19 protein-coding genes are annotated in these 20122 nt (G+C 69.8%); 5 read left to right on the top strand and 14 right to left on the bottom strand.

Annotated features, from left to right (window positions below; translation table 11 throughout):
- Positions 1 to 6 precede the first annotated feature (6 nt).
- Positions 7 to 1575 (bottom strand): class I adenylate-forming enzyme family protein, encoded by a 1569-nt coding sequence (locus F1721_RS00420; protein WP_150064482.1) that lies wholly within the window; start codon positions 1573 to 1575, stop codon positions 7 to 9.
- A gap of 106 nt (positions 1576 to 1681) precedes the next feature.
- On the opposite strand from F1721_RS00420, the gene F1721_RS00415 reads away from it, so the two are divergent.
- Positions 1682 to 2233 (top strand): PadR family transcriptional regulator, encoded by a 552-nt coding sequence (locus tag F1721_RS00415; RefSeq protein WP_246153949.1) that lies wholly within the window; start codon positions 1682 to 1684, stop codon positions 2231 to 2233.
- Here the strand turns inward: F1721_RS00415 and F1721_RS00410 are convergent.
- From F1721_RS00410 to F1721_RS00400, 3 genes are read right to left on the bottom strand one after another with little or no spacing between them, the layout of a single operon-like run.
- The gene (locus F1721_RS00410) at positions 2230 to 3120 is read right to left on the bottom strand and encodes a LysR family transcriptional regulator (RefSeq protein ID WP_150064481.1); all 891 of its coding nucleotides are present in this window, start codon (positions 3118 to 3120) and stop codon (positions 2230 to 2232) included. The two genes, F1721_RS00415 and F1721_RS00410, sit on opposite strands and share 4 nt — an antisense overlap.
- Before the next feature lie 7 nt (positions 3121 to 3127).
- Positions 3128 to 3748: a UbiX family flavin prenyltransferase gene (locus tag F1721_RS00405; protein WP_150064480.1), complete on the bottom strand. Its 621-nt coding sequence runs from the start codon at positions 3746 to 3748 to the stop codon at positions 3128 to 3130.
- Positions 3748 to 4521 (bottom strand): SDR family NAD(P)-dependent oxidoreductase, encoded by a 774-nt coding sequence (locus F1721_RS00400; RefSeq protein WP_211840264.1) that lies wholly within the window; start codon positions 4519 to 4521, stop codon positions 3748 to 3750. The genes F1721_RS00405 and F1721_RS00400 overlap by 1 nt, the downstream gene beginning before the upstream one ends.
- Before the next feature lie 229 nt (positions 4522 to 4750).
- On the opposite strand from F1721_RS00400, the gene F1721_RS00395 reads away from it, so the two are divergent.
- The gene (locus tag F1721_RS00395; protein ID WP_150064478.1) at positions 4751 to 5110 is read left to right on the top strand and encodes a hypothetical protein; all 360 of its coding nucleotides are present in this window, start codon (positions 4751 to 4753) and stop codon (positions 5108 to 5110) included.
- A gap of 234 nt (positions 5111 to 5344) precedes the next feature.
- On the opposite strand, the gene F1721_RS00390 is transcribed toward F1721_RS00395, so the two are convergent.
- The 3 genes from F1721_RS00390 to F1721_RS00380 form a co-directional block, all read right to left on the bottom strand.
- Positions 5345 to 5551, bottom strand: a complete 207-nt coding sequence (locus F1721_RS00390) for a hypothetical protein (RefSeq protein WP_150064477.1) — start codon at positions 5549 to 5551, stop codon at positions 5345 to 5347.
- Between the two features lie 143 nt (positions 5552 to 5694).
- Complete coding sequence (locus F1721_RS00385; protein ID WP_150064933.1) at positions 5695 to 6189, bottom strand: Asp23/Gls24 family envelope stress response protein; 495 nt, start codon at positions 6187 to 6189, stop codon at positions 5695 to 5697.
- A gap of 622 nt (positions 6190 to 6811) precedes the next feature.
- On the bottom strand, positions 6812 to 7279 hold the full coding sequence (locus F1721_RS00380) for a MarR family transcriptional regulator (protein WP_170301312.1): 468 nt from the start codon (positions 7277 to 7279) through the stop codon (positions 6812 to 6814).
- A gap of 118 nt (positions 7280 to 7397) precedes the next feature.
- On the opposite strand from F1721_RS00380, the gene F1721_RS00375 reads away from it, so the two are divergent.
- From F1721_RS00375 to F1721_RS00365, 3 genes are all read left to right on the top strand, one after another.
- Positions 7398 to 8600: a PP2C family protein-serine/threonine phosphatase gene (locus tag F1721_RS00375; RefSeq protein WP_211840263.1), complete on the top strand. Its 1203-nt coding sequence runs from the start codon at positions 7398 to 7400 to the stop codon at positions 8598 to 8600.
- Positions 8601 to 8844: 244 nt separating this feature from the next.
- On the top strand, positions 8845 to 9306 hold the full coding sequence (locus F1721_RS00370; RefSeq protein ID WP_150064475.1) for an STAS domain-containing protein: 462 nt from the start codon (positions 8845 to 8847) through the stop codon (positions 9304 to 9306).
- A gap of 237 nt (positions 9307 to 9543) precedes the next feature.
- On the top strand, positions 9544 to 9747 hold the full coding sequence (locus tag F1721_RS00365) for a cold-shock protein (RefSeq protein ID WP_150064474.1): 204 nt from the start codon (positions 9544 to 9546) through the stop codon (positions 9745 to 9747).
- Positions 9748 to 9857: 110 nt separating this feature from the next.
- On the opposite strand, the gene F1721_RS00360 is transcribed toward F1721_RS00365, so the two are convergent.
- From F1721_RS00360 to iolC, 7 genes are all read right to left on the bottom strand, one after another.
- A complete protein-coding gene (locus F1721_RS00360; protein ID WP_150064473.1) occupies positions 9858 to 11903 on the bottom strand; it encodes a hypothetical protein in 2046 nt (681 codons plus the stop codon).
- Positions 11904 to 11943: 40 nt separating this feature from the next.
- Positions 11944 to 13185: an ATP-grasp domain-containing protein gene (locus F1721_RS00355; protein ID WP_150064472.1), complete on the bottom strand. Its 1242-nt coding sequence runs from the start codon at positions 13183 to 13185 to the stop codon at positions 11944 to 11946.
- 703 nt (positions 13186 to 13888) lie between these two features.
- Positions 13889 to 15382, bottom strand: a complete 1494-nt coding sequence (locus tag F1721_RS00350; RefSeq protein WP_150064471.1) for a CoA-acylating methylmalonate-semialdehyde dehydrogenase — start codon at positions 15380 to 15382, stop codon at positions 13889 to 13891.
- A 24-nt stretch (positions 15383 to 15406) separates the two neighbouring features.
- On the bottom strand, positions 15407 to 17272 hold the full coding sequence (iolD, locus tag F1721_RS00345; RefSeq protein ID WP_150064470.1) for a 3D-(3,5/4)-trihydroxycyclohexane-1,2-dione acylhydrolase (decyclizing): 1866 nt from the start codon (positions 17270 to 17272) through the stop codon (positions 15407 to 15409).
- Positions 17269 to 18168, bottom strand: coding sequence for a 5-deoxy-glucuronate isomerase (gene iolB, locus F1721_RS00340; protein ID WP_150064469.1), 900 nt, complete (start codon positions 18166 to 18168; stop codon positions 17269 to 17271). The genes iolD and iolB overlap by 4 nt, the downstream gene beginning before the upstream one ends.
- A gap of 17 nt (positions 18169 to 18185) precedes the next feature.
- Entirely contained in the window at positions 18186 to 19067 is an 882-nt protein-coding gene (locus F1721_RS00335) for a Cgl0159 family (beta/alpha)8-fold protein (protein WP_150064468.1), read from the bottom strand.
- Between the two features lie 21 nt (positions 19068 to 19088).
- The gene (gene iolC, locus F1721_RS00330) at positions 19089 to 20057 is read right to left on the bottom strand and encodes a 5-dehydro-2-deoxygluconokinase (RefSeq protein WP_150064467.1); all 969 of its coding nucleotides are present in this window, start codon (positions 20055 to 20057) and stop codon (positions 19089 to 19091) included.
- Positions 20058 to 20122 lie beyond the last annotated feature (65 nt).

Below are 20122 nucleotides of genomic sequence, written 5' to 3'. Positions count from 1 at the left end.
GAGTGCTCACTTTCGCGATCCGGTCGAAGCAGCGGACAGCTCTGCGAGCGGTGTGAACTGCCCACCGGTGAGTTCGCGGCGCAAGATCTTGCCCACCGCCGACTTGGGGACCTCGGCGACCGCGACGACCTTCTTGGGCCGTTTCAGCGGCGGCAGCCCGGCCCCGGAGCGGATGTACTCGGTCAGCGCGGCGGCGGCGTCCTCCGGGGTGAGCCCCGCTGCGGGGACGAAGAACGCGGTGACGGCCTGTCCCCAGCGGTCGTCCGGCATCCCGACGACCACGACGTCGGCGACCTCCGGGCAGCGGATCAGCGCGTCCTCGATCTCGTCGGGGTAGATGTTCTCGCCACCCGAATTGATCATGTCGTCCACGCGTCCGGACACCCACAGATCGCCGTCCTCGTCCGCGACGGCGAGATCGCCCGGGAAGTACCAGCCGCCGCGGATGGATTTCGCGTCCGCGTCGGGCCGGTTCCAGTACCCGGCGAAGGCTTCCGGCGACTCCATCGAGATCGCGATCTGGCCCTGCTCGCCGGCACCGACCAGCGCGTCCGGGGTGGCCTGCGGGTGCGGGTCGACCAGGCGAACCCGGGTGAACACGCCGGGGCGCCCGGCGCAACCCGGTTTCGCCGCGACGTCCGGCCCGACGGTGAAGGTGTAGATCTCGGTGCTTCCGAAGTGGTTGACGAACACCTCGGGTTCGAGTTCGTCGACGAGCCGTTCCGCCAGCGCCGGGGTCATCGCGGCACCGGCGTAGGCGAGCTTGCGGACGCCGGTCTCCCCCAGCCGACCTGTTCCCAGCAGGCCCCAGTAGATCGTGGGCACCAGGTACAGCGCGGAGACGCGCTCCCGGGTGATCAGCTCCAACGACTCCTCGGCGTCGAACCGGACCTGCGGGACCCAGGTCCCAGCGCTGACCACGCTGGACAGCAGAGTGCGCAGGCCCATCGTGTGGAACATGGGCATCACGCCGAGGGTCGTCTCGAAGGGAGCCGAGCGGCTCTGGTGAAGGTGCGCAACGGCGGCGTGGAACTCCGCCCGGTGCGTGCGCGGAACGCCTTTCGGCTTCCCGGTGGTGCCCGAGGTGTAGAGCATCACGCTCGTGTCGGAATCGCGGACCTGCACGTGGATCGCGCCGTCGCCCTGGTCGGCGGCGAGTTCCAGCAGCGCTGTGACACCGGTCGGAACGCCTTCACCGACGTGCGCGTGCGGCACGGGCTCGGTGAGTTGCAGCGCCGCGCGCGCCGTCTCGACCGTGGACTGATCGGTGACCAGCAACTTCGGTGCCGCATCGGACAAGCAGTAGGCGAGCTCGTCAACACCGAAGCGGAAGGACAGCGGAACCGAGACGGCTCCGAGCTTCTGCGCGGCCAGGTGCAGCGAGGCCATCGGTTCGCCACCGGCGAGCAAGAACACGACCCGGTCCCCGTGACCGACACCGAGCTCGGCAAGGGCCCGGGCCAGCCTGTTGGTGCGGGCGTCCCATTCCGCGTAGGTCATCGAGGGCTCGCCGCCGACCGCACGTCTGGTGGGGTACCGCTCAGCGGTCCAGCTCAGCACTGTCCCGAGATCCATTCCCAGTCCTCTCGCAGCGTCAGCGGTGCGACACAAGTCAGAAGCAGATCATCCGTTTCACATCGTCCGAAACAGATGGTTGGAAACGTACGGTAGGGTTTGGAGGGTGTCAACGGTTCGGCTTTCCACGACCTCGTACGTCGTGCTGGGGATGATCGCCATGCGCGGGCCTTCGACCTCGTACGACCTCAAACGAGCCATCGGCCACTCGGTGGGCTACTTCTGGCACTTCCCGCACGCCCAGCTCTACTCCGAGCCCAAGCGGCTCGAACAGCTGGGACTGCTCGAAGTCGAGGAGGAGGACGACGGCCGTCGCCGCCGCACCTACACGATCACCGACGCCGGTCTCTCAGCCCTGCGTTCGTGGCTGGCCGAGCCCACCGACCAGCACTTCGAGCTGCGCGACGTCGCCGAGATCAAGCTCTTCTTCAACGAGCTCGCCGCCCCCGACGACATCAAGCGGCTCGCGCAGGACCAGATCAAGCAGCATCAGGACCGCATCGCCGAGTACGAGCAGATGCAGGAGCGCTTCGGCCACGAATCAGCCATTTCCCGACGCATGGTCACGCTCGGTCTCGGCCTGGAGATGGAGCACGCGGCCCTGCGGTTCTGGACCTCGCTGGCAGAACGCGCCGAGCGAGGCGAGTTCGAGGCTTAGCCCCGAGAAGGCCGATCGGCCGCTGCGCCCGCGAGCAGGTCCAGGAACAGAGCAGCCGGCGGTGACAGCGGGGTCCTCGCGCGGTGAACGATGCCCAGCTCCCTGGCCGCGCCCTCGTCGTCGATCGGGATCGTGACGGGATAGCCCGCGCCCGCGAGTTCCGGCAGCAACGAGACGCCCAGTCCGCTGGCCACCATGCCCTGCAGCACCGACAGCTGAGTGGTCTCCACCGTCACCGTCGGCTCGAAACCGGCTCGGTTGCAGGTCTGCTCGAGCAGCTCCCGCAGCCCGTAGTCCCGTTGCATCGCGACGAACTTCTCGGACTTCAACTCGACGAGCGCTATGTCACTCCGGTCGGCCAGCGGATGCTCCGGCGGGACCAGCGCGACGATCGGTTCACGCACGATCGACCGGCCCACGAGTCCAGGCCGCACCCAGGGGGCCCGGATCACCGCGAGGTCCAATCGCCCGTCCTCCACCATCCGCTCGAACTCGGCGGAGACGTTGTGCTCGGTGAGCCGGACCTCGACCTCCGGGTATTCGCGCCGGAAGTCCGCGAGCACTCCCGGCAGCAGCCCGGCGCCGACGCTGGGCAACACGCCGATCGACACCCGCCCGCCCTGCAAGCTGCGCACGGCGGCGGCGCCCGCCCGCGCTCGGTCGAGGTGCGCCAACGCCTGCTGGACGTGGGCGACGAACTCCTCGCCAGCCGCGGTGAGCACCACCCTGCGGCCCAAGCGGTCGAAGAGGGCGACGCCGAGCTCCTTCTCGAGCTTGCGGATCTGCACCGACAACGACGGCTGGGCCAGGAAGAGGTCCTCGGCCGCCCGGCTGAAGCTCCCGGCGCGCGCGACCGCGAGCACGTAGCGCAGTTGGTGGAGCTCCATGCGGACATCATGCGCCAACAGACCGCCGCTCGGTAGTCGAGGACGAGCTGCGCTCCCCGGACCACCGCGCCGCGTGCGGGTGCGCCAACCCCAGGGCGTCGAGCGCGCGAGCGACGGTGTGGGTGACCATCTCCTCGATCGACGTCGGCTGGGCGTAGAACGCCGGCACCGGCGGCATCAACACCGCACCCGCCTCGGCGGCCTGCGCCATGAGCCGGATGTGCCCTGTGTGCAGCGGTGTCTCGCGCAACATCAGCACGAGGGGCCTGCGCTCTTTCAACGTCACATCCGCGGCGCGCACCAGCAGGTTGTCGTCGAAGCTGTTGGCGATCGCGGACAACGTCTTGACGCTGCACGGCGCGACGAGCATCCCGTCGACCGGAAACGAGCCGCTCGCGATCGCCGCGCCCAGGTCGTGGTCCGCGTGCGTCACCGACGCTCGCTCCCGCACGTCCGCAACTGTCCAGGATGTCTCCTGCGCCAAAGTCGCCCGTGCAGCGCGAGTGATCACCAGGTGCGTTTCGACGCCCAGTTGTGCCAGCAGCTCGAGTGCGCGGATTCCGTAGATCACACCGGAAGCACCGGTGATGCCGACGATGATCCGAGGCGGGAAGTCGTCCGGGCGCATCACACGAACACCCCTCCGCCGTCGACCACGATCGTCTGCCCGGTCACGAAGCCGCTGCTGTCTCCGCACAACCACACCACCGCACCGACCAGGTCCTCGGGGTTCATGGAGCGCGGCACGGAACGCGTGGTCTTCATGCGTTCCAAGTAGTTCGCATCGTTGATGTCGCGAGAGGCCGCGTCGTCGACCAAGCCGGGCGAGACGGCGTTCACCGCGATGCCCTCCGGTCCCAGCTCGCGCGCCGCGGCCCTGGTCAAGCCCTCGACCGCCGCCTTGGACGCCACGTAGTGCGCGAAACCCGCCGCCCCGGTCCGGGACACGACGGAGGCGATGTTGACGATCCGCCCGCCACCCCGCTCCCGCATGGCGGGGACAGCGGCGCGGATCGACTGCCAGCAGCCGCGAACGTTGACCCGCAGCACGAGGTCCCACTCGTCGTTGGTCAGCTCGGTGAGCGTCCTCTTCGGTCCTAGCGTCCGGTAGATCGCCGCGTTGTTGACCAGGCAGTCCAGGCCGCCGAACCGGTCACCGGCGAGGTCCACCGCGCGCTGCAGGTCTTCGTCCGAAGTGATGTCGCACCCGGCGAAAACCGCTTCACCCGCACCTTGCGCCGTGGCCTCGTCCACGATCTCCCGACCGGCTTCGGCGAAGCTGTCCAAATCGGTGGCGACCACGTTCGCGCCACGCGCGGTCAACGCCCTGGTGTAGGCAACGCCGATATCACCGGTCGCACCCGTGAGCAGCACGACCTTCCCGGCCAGGTCAGCACCCATCGCCGCACCCCTATCCATCCGTACTGGCTGGCCCGCGAAGCCCTATTGCCTCGCGGACGGCCTGTCCTCCACCGAGTCAAAGCGCTCGCGCGGGTGCCGACAATGAGCGATGCCCTACTCCGACCATAGGCAACGCGTATGGGAGGTCTCCCGTGAACTCGCTCCGGTCGATCGCGAAACCCCCTGCAGGGCGGACGACTTCAGCTCCGCGGTCCGCTAATGTTCGCGCATGGACGGCGACCGTACCGACCACGTGGCGCAGGCCGCGTGGCGTCTGCAGCTGGGGGTCCAGGGAGTCCTGGCCGCGTGCGCCACCACAGCGGATCCGGACACCTACGTCGATCCGGACCAGGTGGCGATGGGTGACCTCGACCATGCCCGCGCGGAGCTGGACGAGGTCGCTCCGCTCCTGCTGGCCGAGCACCTCGACGTGGTGGAGCAGGTGAAGTCCGGACTCGACCGCGCTGGCAACGGCGATACCGAAGGTGCTACCCGGGAGCTCCTCGAAGCATGGCGAGCACTGACGTGCATCTCGGGGAAGGAAATACGTCTGCCCGGTCTGCTGGGCGTCATCGACCCCCGAACGTGATGCGGACGTCGCCAACAACTTGCCACTGGGCAACTGAACAGGACGATCGCGGCAGGCTGGGCACCGGCTGCGGTGTCACCGCGAACGTGGCGGTGCCCCGGGCCGTGGTGGGCCGACCCGGGGCACCGGCGCCACGCTCCTGCGCGCGGCGGAGTCCCGACCGTACTGCGTTGATCGTTCCCGCGTACCGCCGAACGTGTGACACCGCCCGCGTCTCGTCCCCACCGAGTGGGCCTAGCCCATGTGCGTGACGTCGGGCGCGCGGAGTTCGAGGTAGGCGTGCCCTTCGTGGGATCGCACAGCGCTGTGCAACACGGGCAGGACGAGGCGGTCACCGACGTTGACGGCCACCGGGGTGTCGCCCGAGCCGCTCTCGCGCAGCTGCTGCACGATCTCGGCGAGCTGGTCCACGGTCATCTGGCTCGGAGCCGAGTTGCTCACTCGCATCACCGCCTTCCTGTTCGATTCCGCCACGCTACCGAAGATCACATCCCGTGCCCACCACCCAGGTCAGCGACCGGGCCTGGCCTGCGAAGCGCTTCGAAGAAGCGGGCGAGCCGGACAGCGCGAACCGGCGGCGGTCCTCACTGCACGCGCGCGGGAGCCGGGGATTCCTCCTCACCGGGCAGGCGGATGTCGCTGACGACGATGTTGACCTCCACGACCTCCAGCCCGGTCATGCGCTCCACCGCGGTGATGACGTTGCGCCGCACCGCCCGCGCCAGATCCGGCAGCGCGATCCCGTACTCCACCGTGATCTCCAGGTCGATCGCAGCCTGCTTCTCCCCCACTTCGACCGCCACGCCCGAGGTCTGCGAAGCCGAAGATCCGGGGATGCGTTCCCGCAGCGCACCGAACACCCGCGCCACACCGCCCCCGAGCGCGGCCACCCCGGAGATCTCGCGGGTCGCGACTGCGGCGATCTTCTGCACCACACCGGCGGCGATCGTGGTGCGCCCGTGCTCGGTCTCGGCGACCTCGGTCGTGGCCGCCTCGCCGGCCCGAGCTGAGGTGGTCGCCCAGCTGGATTCCGTGCTGACGTCCTCCCGGCTCCGCGCACCAGCACCTTCACCGGCCATCGTCACCGCCCCCTCTCCAAATCACGCATCTGGACAAGCTCAGGCGGCGTCGAAGCGCGGGCCGACGACGGGCCCGAACGAGTGCACACCGGCGGGCACCGGGGGGCTCCACCACTTCCACCACCTCCGGAGTCCTTGGACATGGAGGTACCCGGAGCGGTAGCTGTCCACACCCACCCACCGCGCAGGCGGTCGCCCACGGGGGAACGCAAGGGTCCTTCGAGGGAGCGGCGGTGGGCGGCGGTCGTTGGGGGCTCCGCCCACCACCGCCCGGCAGGAACTCGTCGAGAGGTCCTGAGCCCAGGCATGGCAGCTGGGCCCGAGAACGTCCCGACCTCTACCGCGGGGGAGTGCGGCAGCGCTCAGCCTAGATCACGTGGGCGCGGTCCGCAGGACGGGAACCGCTCGGCCCGCTTCCGCAGGCGCGCTCGACCGTGCCGCTGCCAGATCACGACGAACCGGTGACGCATCCGCCCCGGCTGGTGCCGCACGCCGCAAGGGCGGTACTTTACTTGTCCTCCGACAAGTAAAACGGGAAGGGCGAAGACATGGTCGCATCCGCGCCGCTCCGACCGGCAGGAATGGCCAGCCCGGTCTGGCACGGACAGCACCGGTCAGCAGGTCAGGCGAGCATGTCCTCGGACAGGTCGAGCTCGGTCGCGGCCGCGTAGAAGGCGCTCATCCCGGTGAGCAGCGCACTGCGGCTTCGGGGGCTCATGGCGTCCAGCACCTGTTTCAGGTCGGCCTGGCGCTCCCGGCGGAACTGGCGGAGCAGGCGGCGACCGTCCCTGGACAGCTGGAGCATGACCTCGCGGCGGTCCCCCTCGCTGGCGACCCGGTCGAGGAGTCCGGCGGCCTGGAGCCGATCGCACAGCCTGCTCGTCACGGAGGGGATCGAACCCAGCTCGTCGGCCAGGCTCATGACGTTGATGGCGCCGTGCCTGTCCACGACGACGAGCGCCCGCAGCTGCGACGCCGAGACCTTGGGCTTGATGCGTTCGGCGCTGCGCGCCCACACGACCAGGAGCAGCCCGACACCGGCTTCGAAGTCGTCCAGCGCTTCGGAGGAAACAGACTCGGGTTGGCGCACCAGAACAATCCTCCTAGCCGGGGTGCATCGTGCTCCTTCGGACTCCCGGACGCATTCTGTCACGTCAGGATCGAAGATCGCCCGCAGTTGAGCGGGCCCAGGTGAAGCCGGAGAAAAGGTGATCGTCCCCACTCGTCTCGAGTCCATCGATCGAGCCCTGCGCAACGCTCCCGCCCACGAGTTGCCGGGCGTGCTCGAAGCGCTGCTGGGCCACCACTTCGGCGTTGCCGGGTTGGAGATCTACCTGGTCGATCTCAGGCTCGCGGTCCTGGAACCGGTGCTCGAACCCGAGGGCCCCGGCATTCCCCTGGTCGCGACCTTGGAGGGGCGCGTCTTCTGCGACCAGGTGCACGTCCAACAGCCGCTCGACGGCGAAGTGGCGCTGCACCTGCCGATGACCGTTCGGGGCGACCGGCTGGGCGTCCTCTGGCTCCGGCTGCCTGACGAGCCCGACGAAGCGACGCGCGAGGAACTCGCGGAAGCAGCGGCGCTCGCCGCGCACGCCATCACCCTCGCGGAAGTGGCGACCGACCGGTACCGGCGCGCGCGCCGACCCCAACGGCTGACGCTCGCCGCTGAGATGCAATGGCAGCTGTTACCCGTGCGTTCCGCGGAATGCGCTGCTTACCGGCTCGCGGGCCAGCTCGAACCCGCCTACGCCGTCCGCGGCGACAACTTCGACTGGGCCCAGGACGTCGACTCGCTGACCGTCGCGGTCACCAACGGCATGGGCGAGAGCACCTCCGCCGCCATGCTGACCACCTTGGCGATCACAGCGCTGCGCAACGCCCGCCGCAGCGGAGCCAACCTCGCCACGCAGGCAGCGCTCGCCGACCAGGCCATCTGGTCGCATCACGCGGGGTCCCAGCACGTCTCGACGCTCCTGATGCAGATCGACCTGGTAACCGGTGAGGTCCGCGCCATCGACGCCGGCTCACCCCGGGTATGGCGCGTCCGCGACGACGGTGTCGAACAGGTCGACCTGGACGCCCAGCTCCCGCTCGGGATACTCGACGGCACCGAGTACGAGGTGCAGCACTTCCAGCTCGAGCCGGGAGACCGGCTCTTCATCCTCACCGACGGCATCTACGACGCCGTGCTCGCGGACCGCAACTACAGCACCAGCGCCCTGCGACGAGCGCTGTACAGCAGTCGGCACCTGGACCCGGCCGAAGCCGTGCGATCGCTGCTCAGCGACCTCCGGGCCTTCCTCCAGGACAGCGACCTGGACGACGACGCCGTGGCGGTGTGCGTCGACTGGCTGGGACCGCACCACGGCGGGAGCCCCGCGGCGCAGGAACGGAACTGGATCCTGCTCTGATCGGCTCTCGTCCCCGTCACCCGGAGCACACTCCCCCACCACGCACGAGACATGCAGCTTATTTGCCATATGGCAATCAATATTGAGGGCGCCGGTACCGCTCGCACGCAGTAGCGACCCGTGATCAACGCGCCACGACACTTGCTTGTCCTACGGCAAGCAAACTATAAGATCACACGGAGCTTCGCTGCGCACAGCCACTGGACCGAGCCGCGAGAAGGCTCGCCCGCGGAAGGACAACTGAATGACTCCTGAGAATCGAACTCCCGAGGCCCGCACCGAGAACGCGCAGGCCGTGGCGCTCCGCGAGACCATCGAGGGGAGACCGCCAGCTGGACCTAGCGTCCAGGCGACCTTCCCCAGACCCGACACGGTCGTCATCACCGTGAGCGGCACCGTCGATGCCGAAACGGTGGAGAAGCTCGAGACGATCCTCTGGCCGCAGCCGACGTCGACGACCCGGCTGGTCGTCGTGGACCTCAGCACCATGTACTTGCTCAACGTCCCGGACCTGCAGCTGCTGACCCACGCCCACATGCTGACCCAAACCCGCGGCGGCACCCTCCGCATCGTCACCTCGAACCGCGCCGTTCAGGACGCGCTCCAGGCAGCAGGCCTCCACGCCCTGCTCGAGTGCCACGACACGATCCACACCGCGCTCGCGCCGACGGCAGCGCCCCCGGACGCCCCCCACCGGACCAGCTGACGCAGAACTTCGACTGCGATCACCGCCGCGCCCTGCTTGACGACGACCGCGTGGCGTGTATGGTCAGCAGTGGCCGTTGTTTCTGGGTTCGTGTTTCGTGCATGCTCGCAGATGATGATGCGGGCGAGCTTCTTCCTTTGGTCGCAGCTGGAGTTAGCCGCCGTCTGAGATCCCCCGGCCCGGACAACCGCGCGGTGTGGTTGCCCGTCATACCCCAGCTCCCAGGAGGAGACTCACATGACCAACGGAACCGTGAAGTGGTTCAACTCGGAAAAGGGCTTCGGCTTCATCGCCCCGGACGAGGGCGGCCCGGACGTGTTCGTGCACTACTCGGCCATCGACGCCGGCGGCTTCCGGAGCCTGGAGGAGGACCAGCAGGTGACCTACGAGGTCAGCCAGGGCCCCAAGGGCCCGCAGGCCGACCTCGTGCGCGTGGTCTGACCCGCTCTCCGCTCTTCGGTGGCTCCCCAGCTCAAGTCGGCTGGGGAGCCACCGGTGCGTCATGGGCGGGCGAGGCCGATCCCAGCCCCGTCAGCGTGGCGGAGAGCAGGTCACCGGGGTGCGCGCGGGTCGGACTGCGGATCCTTCGTGGCCTGCAGCTCACCCGCGGGCAGGCGGTCGGCGCCCCAGCTGCGCTCGATGTAGCCGATGATCCGCGCGACGTCCTCGGCGGGCACGCTCTCCGGCTCCCCGCGCTCGAGCGGGTCGGCGTGGAAGATGTAGAGCCGCGAGGCGAACTGGTCGAACGGCAGCGAGGCCTCGCCGAACCGCTCGCCGTTGCCCGCGGTGGAGACCACCACGCCGTCGCCCCAGTCCTGGCCGCTGTCGTTGTTCGGGTTGAAGAAGTACACCCGCATGACGTCCTGCGGATCCGGTGCGACCCGCAGGATCGTGATCGCGTGCCAGCCGATGTAGCGGGCGGCGCTGTCGGTGACCGCGATGCCCGCCGGCTGCGGGTGGATCACCGGCTGCCCGCCGTTGTAAGCGGGGTGGTAGCTCGCGTGGAACTGCCGCAGGAACCCGTCGAGGTCGACCAGCTTGCCGGTCGCGACCTCGACGTTGATCCAGAACCCGCGGCCCGCCCACCAGCCGTGGAACTCGGGGTTGACCCACCGGTGCGGGTCCCCGGGCCGATCGGCGCAGCGCCTGCCCATCTCCGCGTAGATCCGGTCCAGGTGGGGCACCACCAGCAACGACACCGGGTCCAGGTCCACCGGCAGGGTGCTCGCGACACCGGTGTCGCAGTCCTTCGACGAGACCGGCTGGCCCTCGAAGTGCATGATGATCTCGTCGTCGCGGGCCGCCCAGACCACCACCTGCAGCAGGTAGTCCGGGTCGTTGTACGCCCACATCGACAGCGCGCGGGCCGACTGGCAGGTCGGGTTGTCGCCCTGCCCGACACCGAGCGGCTGGCCCAGCACCGACAGCACGCCCGCGGTCAATCGCGCGTTCGGCCCCGGCTGGTCGCCGAACACCGCCGTCAACCGCTGCCGCGCGACCGGCGCTAGGTCCAGGGCCAGCTGGCGCCACAGCGCAGGCACCACCGGCGGCTCGTAGAGGATGCCGCGGTCGAGCAGCAGCGCAAGCCCGTAGACGCACTGCGCGGTCTGCGGGTGCACCGCTTCCTCGATCAGCCGGTGCACCAGGTCGCGGTAGCGCAGCAGGCAGTTGCGGCCGATGTCGGACAACCCGAGCGCCTCACCGACCAGGTAGTCGCTCTCGTGCAGCAGGAACCGCAGCAGCTCGGCGTGGTAGGGCGACACCAGCCCGGTGTCGTGCATCGCCCGGGCGAACCCGGTGGCCTCGTACTGCAGGCCACCGGTGTCCATCGCCTCCAGCCTGGCGCGGAAGACGTCCAGGCCGGGGTCGTCCCGGCACGCCTCGGTGGTCCCGAACAGGCTGGTGATGAGCCGGTCGAGGCCCTGCCCGGCCGACGGGCCCAGGTCGACGTCCGGATCGTCGCGGTAGATCGCGATCCGGGTGATCAGCGACTGCACCTGGTCGACCTGGATCGGGCGCTGGCGCAGGATCCGCCAGATCTCGTCGACCAGCTCGTCCAGCACGTTGTCGTAGCCGATCTCCTCGGCGAGGTGCCGGAACAGGTCCCGGATCAGCTGCGCGGTCCGGCCCTGCCGGACCCGCTCCGCCTCGCTGGGCGGGGTGAACAGCAGCTCCAGGTTCATCGCCAGCACCTGGGAGAGGAACTGGCGCGCGTCCTCGGCGGAGACGGTCGGGTGCTCGTACTCGCCGCGGGCGACGGCGAGCATCCGCAGCTCGCTGGTCGCCTCCACCACGACGGTGTCCGCGTCCCCGCTGCGCAGCCCGGGGCCGACCAGCGACGGGAGCAGGATCTCCGGCGATGCCCAGTCGGTACCCGCGAACAGGCCGGCCTCCTCCAGCGCCTGCGCCCGGGCCTGGACAGCTGCGGCGCCGCCCGGCTGCAGCAGCACCCGCCGCAGCGCCTCCAGGACCCGCCGCAGCTTCGCGTGCTTCCCGAAGTCGCGGGTCTCGGCCATGGCTTGAACAGCGGCGTCGAGCGAGGCCACGCGCTTGTCCAGCGTCGTGACCTCGCCCGTGACGTCGGCATTCCGTTTCAAAGGTGTCCCTCGGGTAGGTCTCCTGCGCCCGGCGGAGCCGTCAGACGTAGAAGTCGAGCTCTTCCTGCTTCTTCAACAGATCGCGCATCCGGTAGGGGTCGTCACCGAAGAAGTACACCAGACCCCAGTGGTTGCCGAACGCGGTCCTCTTGGTGACCGTCTCCTCCAGCGGCGCCGAGAGGTCGTGCGACTCGTAGTAGTCATCGTCCTCGGTCTCCTCCGGGATCCGCAGCTCGTTGACTACCCGGCGGCGCGGGTAGACGCCGAAGCAGCCCGCGACCCCGGTCGCGTCGACGACCTCGCGCGGGAAGAAGGCGTCGATCTCCTCCTCGGTCGTCTTCGGGTCGAAGGCCAGCACCAGCCCCTGGTAGGCGTTGAACCCGTACGCCCGCTCCAGCAGCTCGAAGACCTTGAAACCGGGCGGTCGGTAGGCGACCTCGCCGAAGTACATCTCGCCGTCGCTGGTGACGAAGTACTCCGGGTGCACGAACCCGAACTCGATGTCGAAGGTCTTGATGAGCTTCTCGATCTGCGCGGTGATCTGCGGCCGGTACCGCTCCAGCTCCGGCGTCGCCGGAACGAACACCGAGTAACCGAGCGTGACGTACTCGGAGATGTTGAGGAACTTGATCTTCCCGTTGTGGATCCACGCCTCGACGGCGAACTCCCAGCCGTCGAGGTGCGACTCCATGAGGACCGGGAACTCCTCGTCCGGAATCGTGTCGATCTCGTCCGGCGTGCGGATCACCCGGTGCCCCAGGCACCCGGCCTTGTCGAACGCCTTGATGTGGATCGGGTCGTTCGGGTCCCCGTCGAGCTTGAGCAACGTCTGGTTGACGCGCTTGAGGAAGCGGATCACGTCGTCCCGGTCGTGGGCCTCCTCGAAGATCCCGACCCGGATCCCGCCCAGCTGGGCGCGGCGCTTCATCAGCGCCTTGTCCCGCAGCAGCATGGCCTGCCCGAACAGGCGCGGGTTGTCCAGCAGGACGGAGTTGATCGCCCCGGCCCACTCCACCGTCTCCTCGAAGAGCGGGATCGCGATGTCGACGCCCTCCGCCTTGAGCGTCTCGGCGATCTCCATCGAGCGGTCGTTGAGCCGCTCGAAGTTCCACGGCAAGTAGGGAATGTCGTGTTCCGAGCAGTACTCCTCGGCCCAGTCCGGCGCTACGACGACGTACCGCCGGTCGAACCGGTCGAGAGCCTCCACCGCGTTGAGGCTCCACCCGAGAAGTGCTACGTATCCCTTGTCCGGATTCTTGATGGCCGGTTCGGGCTTTGGCATGGACCGCTCCTCCGCATCGGCACACTCAGCAGCGACGGCGTCGCGAGCACAACCGTACCCCGAGATGATGTTTCCTCAGCGCGCCAAAGCGGAGAAACCGGCGACACCCAACCACCGACCTGGCCTTTCGCCAGCACGAAAGCACCAGTCGGAGCAGCTGGACCGGCGACGTGCGCACCCTCGACACGCGCCGTGATTTGATTGCCATGAGGCAATCTGTTGCACGCGGTGGCCCACGACACCTCTCCGATGTCGAAGCCCGGATCCCCGGTTGCCGACGCGGCATCACCAACTGCATTCAGCATGGTCCGACTCGCTGAATTCGACGGAATCCGGGGTGGCCAGGGAAAACAAGTCCCCATCTTGTTCGAGCTCGCCGTGCAGCGCTTGGAAAGCGGTAACTCGGTGCAGGTCGGGAATGAGGGCGCGTGGTTGCGAGAGAGCGTCGGCGGTGCGTCTGGTGGTGGCCCCGGACGAGTTGGCCGACGGCACTCCGGCTCCGCCAGTCGGGTGAATGGAGCCGTTGGGGCCGTCGACCCTCGGCGCATGTACTGAGAGCCGAACGAAGTCCGGAGCGCCGCCTCAACCAGTACGCCCCAGTCCGAGCAACGGTCGCCGAGCGAGGTCTGGGCCTGTGCGTCCGCAACACCGAGTTCGGTCCGGGTCACTTTCGCACAGGCCCTGGCCTCAGCACCGACACCGGTCAGGTGTTGCTGGGGAAGCCGAGGTCGATGCCGCCGTCGCTGGGGTCGGGCCAGCGGGTCGTGACGACCTTGCCTCGGGTGTAGAAGTGGATCCCGTCGTTGCCGTAGATGTGGTGGTCGCCGAACAGGGAGTCCTTCCAGCCGCCGAAGGAGTGGTAGCCCACCGGCACCGGGATCGGGACGTTGACGCCGACCATGCCCGCCTGGACTTCGAGCTGGAAGCGGCGGGCCGCGCCGCCGTCGCGGGTGAAGATCGCCGTGCCGTTGCCCCAGCGCGAGGAGTTGATCAGCGCCAGCCCCTCCTCGTAGCTGGCGACGCGGACGACGGACAGGACGGGGCCGAAGATCTCGTCGCGGTAGGCGTCCATGTCGGGGGTGACCTTGTCCAGCAGGCTCACGCCGACGAAGAAGCCGTTCTCGTGCCCCTCGACCTGCAGGCCGGTGCCGTCCACCACGACCTCGGCGCCCTGCTCCCGGGCCTTGGGCACGTAGGAGGCGACCTTGTCCCGGTGTTCGGCGGTGATCAGCGGCCCCATCTCGCTGGCCGGGTCGGTGCCCGGACCGATGCGCAGGCCGCGGGCCCGCTCGGCGATCTTGCCGACCAGCTCGTCGCCGATCGGGTCGACCGCGACGACCACCGACACCGCCATGCACCGCTCCCCCGCCGAGCCGTAGGCCGCCGAGACCGCGGCGTCGGCGGCCTGGTCGAGGTTGGCGTCCGGCAGCACCAGCATGTGGTTCTTCGCGCCGCCCAGCGCCTGCACCCGCTTGCCGTTGGCCCCGGCGGTGTCGTGCACGTGCTTGGCGATCGGGGTCGAGCCGACGAAGCTGACCGCCGCCACGTCGGGGTGCTCCAGCAGCCGGTCCACCGCGGTCCTGTCGCCGTGCACCAGGTTCAGCACGCCGTCGGGCAGGCCCGCTTCGGCGGCCAGCTCGACCAGCCGCAGCGCGGCCGAGGGGTCCTTCTCGCTGGGCTTGAGCACGAAGGTGTTGCCGCAGGCGATGGCCAGCGGGAACATCCACAGCGGCACCATGGCCGGGAAGTTGAACGGCGTGATTCCGGCGACCACCCCCAGCGGCTGCCGGATCGACTCCACATCGACCCGGGTGGAGACCTGCGTCGAGGTCTCGCCCTTGAGCAGCTGCGGGATCCCGCAGGCGAGCTCGACGATCTCCATCCCGCGGGCGACCTCGCCCAGGGCGTCGGAGTGCACCTTGCCGTGCTCGGCGGTGATGAGCGCGGCGATCTCGTCGCGGTGCTTGTTGAGCAGTTCGCGGTAGTTGAACAGCACCTGCGTCCGCTTGGCCAGCGACGCGGTGCCCCACGAGGCGAACGCCTTGGCCGCGGACTCCACCGCGGCGTCCACTTCGGACACGTCGGCGAACGCGACCCGGGCGGTCTGCGCACCGGTCGCCGGGTTCGTCACCCGGCCGAAGCGGTCGGAGGTGCCCTCGGCGATCTTGCCGTCGATCCAGTGCTGAATGGTCTTCACAGCGTTTTCCTCACGATCCGGAAGTCACAGGTGGTGGCGCTGAGCACGCGCCTGGTCCTCGTAGCGCTTGCGCGCGAGCTGGGTGCTCTCGCGGGTGGAGACCTCGGCCACCGGCACGTCCCACCACGCCTCCGGCGGCAGCTGCGCCTTCGCCGGGTCGGTCTCGACGTACACCGCCGTCGGACGGTCCGAGGACCGGGCGGCCCGCAGCGCGTTGCGCAGCTGGTCCACGGTGGAGGCTCGCAGCACGTCCACGCCGAGGCTCTCGGCGTTGGCGGCCAGGTCCACCGGCAGCGGTTCCCCGGTGAAGGCGCCGGTGTCGTCGCGGTAGCGGTAGGCGGTGCCGAACCGCTCGCCGCCGACCTTCTCCGACAGGCCGCCGATCGAGGCGTAGCCGTGGTTCTGCACCAGCACCAGGTTGATCTTGATGCCCTCCTGCACGGCGGTGACCAGCTCGGTCGGCATCATCAGGTAGGTGCCGTCGCCGACCAGCGCGAACACCTCGCGCGACGGGTCGGCCAGCCGGGCGCCGATGGCGGCGGGGATCTCGTAGCCCATGCACGAGAACCCGTACTCCACGTGGTACTGCCGGTGTTCCTTGACCCGCCACAGCTTGTTCAGGTCCTCGGGCAGCGATCCGGCGGCGTTGATCACCACGTCGCGGTCGTCGAGCACCTCGTCGAGCACGCCCAGCACCTCGGCCTGCCCCGGCCGTTCGTCCCCGGCCGCGCTGCGGGTGGTCCGCTCGACGACCTCGGCCCACCGCTGCGCACCCGCGCGGTACTCCCGCACGTAGTCCTCGGCCACCCGGTGCCCGTCGAGCGCGCCGGTCAGCTGCTCCAGCGCTGCCCGCGCATCGCCGATCACCGGGGTCGCCGCCTGCTTGTGGGCGTCCAGCGAGGTGATGTTGACGTTGACGAACCGCACGCCCGGGTCGGCGAACAGGGTGCGCGACGCGGTGGTGAAGTCCGAGTAGCGGGTGCCGATGCCGATGACCAGGTCCGCGGTGCGGGCGATGTCGTCGGAGACCGCGGTGCCGGTGTGGCCGATCGAGCCCAGCTCGCAGGGGTGGTCGAAGCGCAGCGAGCCGCGGCCCGCCTGCGTCTCGGACACCGGGATCCCGGTGCGCTCGGCGAAGGTCCGCAGCGCCTTCTCCGCACCGCTGTGGTGCACCCCGCCACCGGCGATGATCAGCGGTCGCTTCGCGGCGCGGATCCGCTCGGCGGCCTCGGCCACCGACTGCGCGTCCGGTGCCGGGCGGTGCACCCGCCAGACCCGTTCGGCGAAGAACTCCTCGGGCCAGTCGTAAGCCTCGGCCTGCACGTCCTGCGGCAGCGCCAGGGTCACCGCACCGGTCTCCACCGGGTCGGTGAGCACACGCATCGCGTCCAGCGCGGACGGGATCAGCGCCTCCGGGCGCCAGATCCGGTCGAAGTAGCGCGACACCGGCCGCAGGCAGTCGTTGACCGACACGTCCCGCGCGTGCGGCACTTCGAGCTGCTGGAGCACCGGGTCCGCGGGCCGGGTGGCGAAGACGTCGCCCGGCAGCAGCAGCACCGGCAGGTGGTTGATGGTGGCCAGCGCCGCCCCGGTGACCAGGTTCGTCGCGCCCGGCCCGATCGAGGTCGTGCACGCGTAGGTCGACATCCGGTTGCTCTGGCGGGCGAACCCGACCGCCGCGTGCACCATCGCCTGCTCGTTGCGCCCCTGCAAGTAGGGCATCTCGCCCTCGGACTCCAGCAGCGCCTGGCCGATCCCGGCGACGTTGCCGTGGCCGAAGATGCCCCAGCAGCCGGCGATCAAGCGGCGTCGCACCCCGTCGCGCTCGGTGTGCTGGTTGGCGAGGAACCGCACCAGCGCCTGCGCGACCGTCAACCGCCGGGTGGTCATCGTTCCTCCACTGTGGTCTCTTCAGGAGCGGTGTAGAGCGGCAGCCGCGGGTCCACCGGCTGCTCGGCCCAGGTGTCGCGCACCCACGCGTGCGCGGGGTCGTCGCAGATCAGCCAGGCCCGGTCCGGCGAGGGACCGGCCATCACGTTGAGGTAGTACATGTCGTAGCCGGGCACCGCCATCGACGGCCCGTGCCAGCCGTCCGGGATCAGCACCACGTCCCCGCTGCGCACTTCGGCGAGCACGTCGGTGGTGCGGTCCGGGCCGGACGGGTAGACCCGCTGGTAGCCGACCCCGGAGGTGCCGCGGGCGTCGGCGATCTCGAAGTAGTAGATCTCCTCCAGCTGAGACTCGCCGTCCCGCTGCACGTCGTGCTTGTGCGGCGGGAACGACGACCAGTTCCCCGACGGGGTGAGCACCTCGACGGCGATCAACCGGTCGGCCTCGAACACGTGCGCCGCGCCGAAGTTGTTGACCTGGCGGCTGGCCTGCCCGGCGCCGCGCAGCTCGACCGGCACCCCGGAGGCCGGGCCGTAGCGGGCGGGCAGCCGGTTCTCGCAGCGCGCGCCGGTCAGCGCGAACCGGCCACCGGCCGCGCTGCTGATCCGGACCTGCGCGTCCCGCGGCACGTACGCGAAGTCCGTGACCCCGTCGAACACGCTGGTGCGCCCGGCCAGTTCGAACACCTCGCCGTCGCACGCCACGGTGCAGGCGCCGGACAGCGGCAGCACGATCCACTCGCTGTCCTCAGTGGACATCTCGTGCTGCGCACCGGCCCCGAGTTCGAGCACCCGCAGCGACGAGTAGCCCCAGCCCGCCGACTCGGGATCGACGCAGGTCGTGTACTCGCCCCGCGCCGTCGTTCCGGCGGGGCGGTGGAAGCGCTTGTCCGTCAACGCTGATCCTCCCAGGCTCACAGCAGACCGACCGCGGCGTCGACGGCCCCGGCCACGTCGTCGTCGTGCGGGTACAGCAAGGTCCGGCCGACCACGAGACCACGCACGTTCGGCAGTTGCAGCGCCTTGTGCCAGCGCTCGTGGGTCGCCGCCGGGTCCGCCGACACCTCACCACCGAGCAGCACGGTCGGCAACGTGGTGGCCTCCAGCGCCCGCCCGATCTGGTCGATGTCGTCGACGACCGGCACCTTCAGCCAGGTGTGCGCCGAGGTGCCGCCCAGGCCGGAGGCGATGGAGATGGAGCGGGCGACCGCCTCCACCGACAGGTCGTTGCGCACCTTGCCGTCCACCCGGTGCGACAGGAACGGCTCGACCATGGCCATCAGCCCGCGCTCGGCGAGGTCGTTGATCGCCTCGGCCGCGCCGTGCATGGTGTTCAGCGAACCGGGGTCGGTCAGGTCCAGCCGCAGCAGCAGCTTCCCGGCGTCGAACCGCAGCCGCTCGATGTCCTCCGCCCGGTGCCCGGTGAAGCGGTCGTCGAGCTCGAAGTCCGCTCCGGCCAGGCCGCCGCGGTTCATCGAGCCGATGACGACCTTGTTCTCCAGCGCACCGAGCAGCAGGAGGTCTTCGAGGATGTCGGCGGTGCCCAGCACGCCGTCCACGCCGGGGCGCTGCAGCGCGATGCACAGCCGCTCCAGCAGGTCGGTGCGGTTGGCCATGGCCAGCGGGTTCGCCCCGGCGGCGAGCGCGCCGCGCGCCGGGTGGTCGGCGGCCACGATCATCATGCGGCCGTTGTCACCGAGCAGCGGTCGCCGCGCCCGGACCGCCGCTGCGTCCGCGATCGCCCCGGGGCGCGTCGCGCGCACCCAGGTGAGGTCGGTGATGCTCAGATCAGACACGGTGCTCACTTTCGTTGCCGCTCAAGCGCTGTGCGCCCGGCGATCGGAATTCGGGGAAAGCAGGTCCTCGACCTCGTGCTCGTAGGGCATCGCCGAGGAGCAGGCGAGGCGGGAGGCGACCAGCGCACCGGCTGCGTTGGCGAACCGCATGGTCCGCTCCAGGTCCCAGCCCGCGAGCAGTCCGTGGCACAGCGCCCCGCCGAAGGCGTCGCCCGCGCCGAGGCCGTTGACCACGTCGACCGGGACCGGGGGCGCGACGACTTCCGCGTCGCGGGTGCGGGCGAGCACTCCGGCCGGCCCCTGCTTGACGACGGCGAGTTCGACGCCCGCGTCCAGCAGCAGTTCCGCCGCCTTCTCGGGGTCGCGGCTGCCAACGGCGCGCTCGACCTCGTCGAGGTTGCCGACCGCCACCGTGACGTGCGGCAGCGCCTCCCGGTACCAGTGGCGCGCCTCGCCGTGGTCGGGCCAGAACATCGGCCGCCAGTCCAGGTCGAACACCGTGGTGCCGCGCTTGGCGCGGTGCCGCAGCGCGGCCAGCGTCGCCGAGCGGCTGGGTTCCTCGGCCAGCCCGGTGCCGGTCATCCAGAAGATGCGCGTCTCGGCGATCGCGCCCAGGTCCAGCTCGTCGGCGCGGATCTCCAGGTCCGGCGCCTTGGGCTGGCGGTAGAAGTACAGCGGGAAGTCGTCGGGCGGGAACACCTCGCAGAACGTCACCGGCGTCGGGTACTGCTCGACCGCGCTGACCCACCGGTCGTCGACGTCGAACCCGCGCAGCGCCTGGTGGACGTACTCGCCGAACGGGTCGGCGCCGGTCCGGCTGATCACCGCGCTGCGGTGGCCGAGCCGCGCGGCTGCCACGGCCACGTTGGTCGCGGTGCCGCCGAGGTACTTGCCGAAGGTCTCCACCTGCGGCAGGGGCACACCGGTCTGCAGCGGGTAGATGTCCACTCCGATGCGGCCCATCGTGATGACGTCGAACGGGCGGCTCATGCCAGAGACCTCCGGAAGGATCGCGGGCCGTCGATGGCCGGAACGCGTGGTGGCTCCTGTCTACT

The organism is Saccharopolyspora hirsuta (assembly GCF_008630535.1).
In the GTDB taxonomy this organism is placed as follows: domain Bacteria; phylum Actinomycetota; class Actinomycetes; order Mycobacteriales; family Pseudonocardiaceae; genus Saccharopolyspora; species Saccharopolyspora hirsuta.
This window is presented reverse-complemented; position numbering and strand designations above follow the sequence as displayed.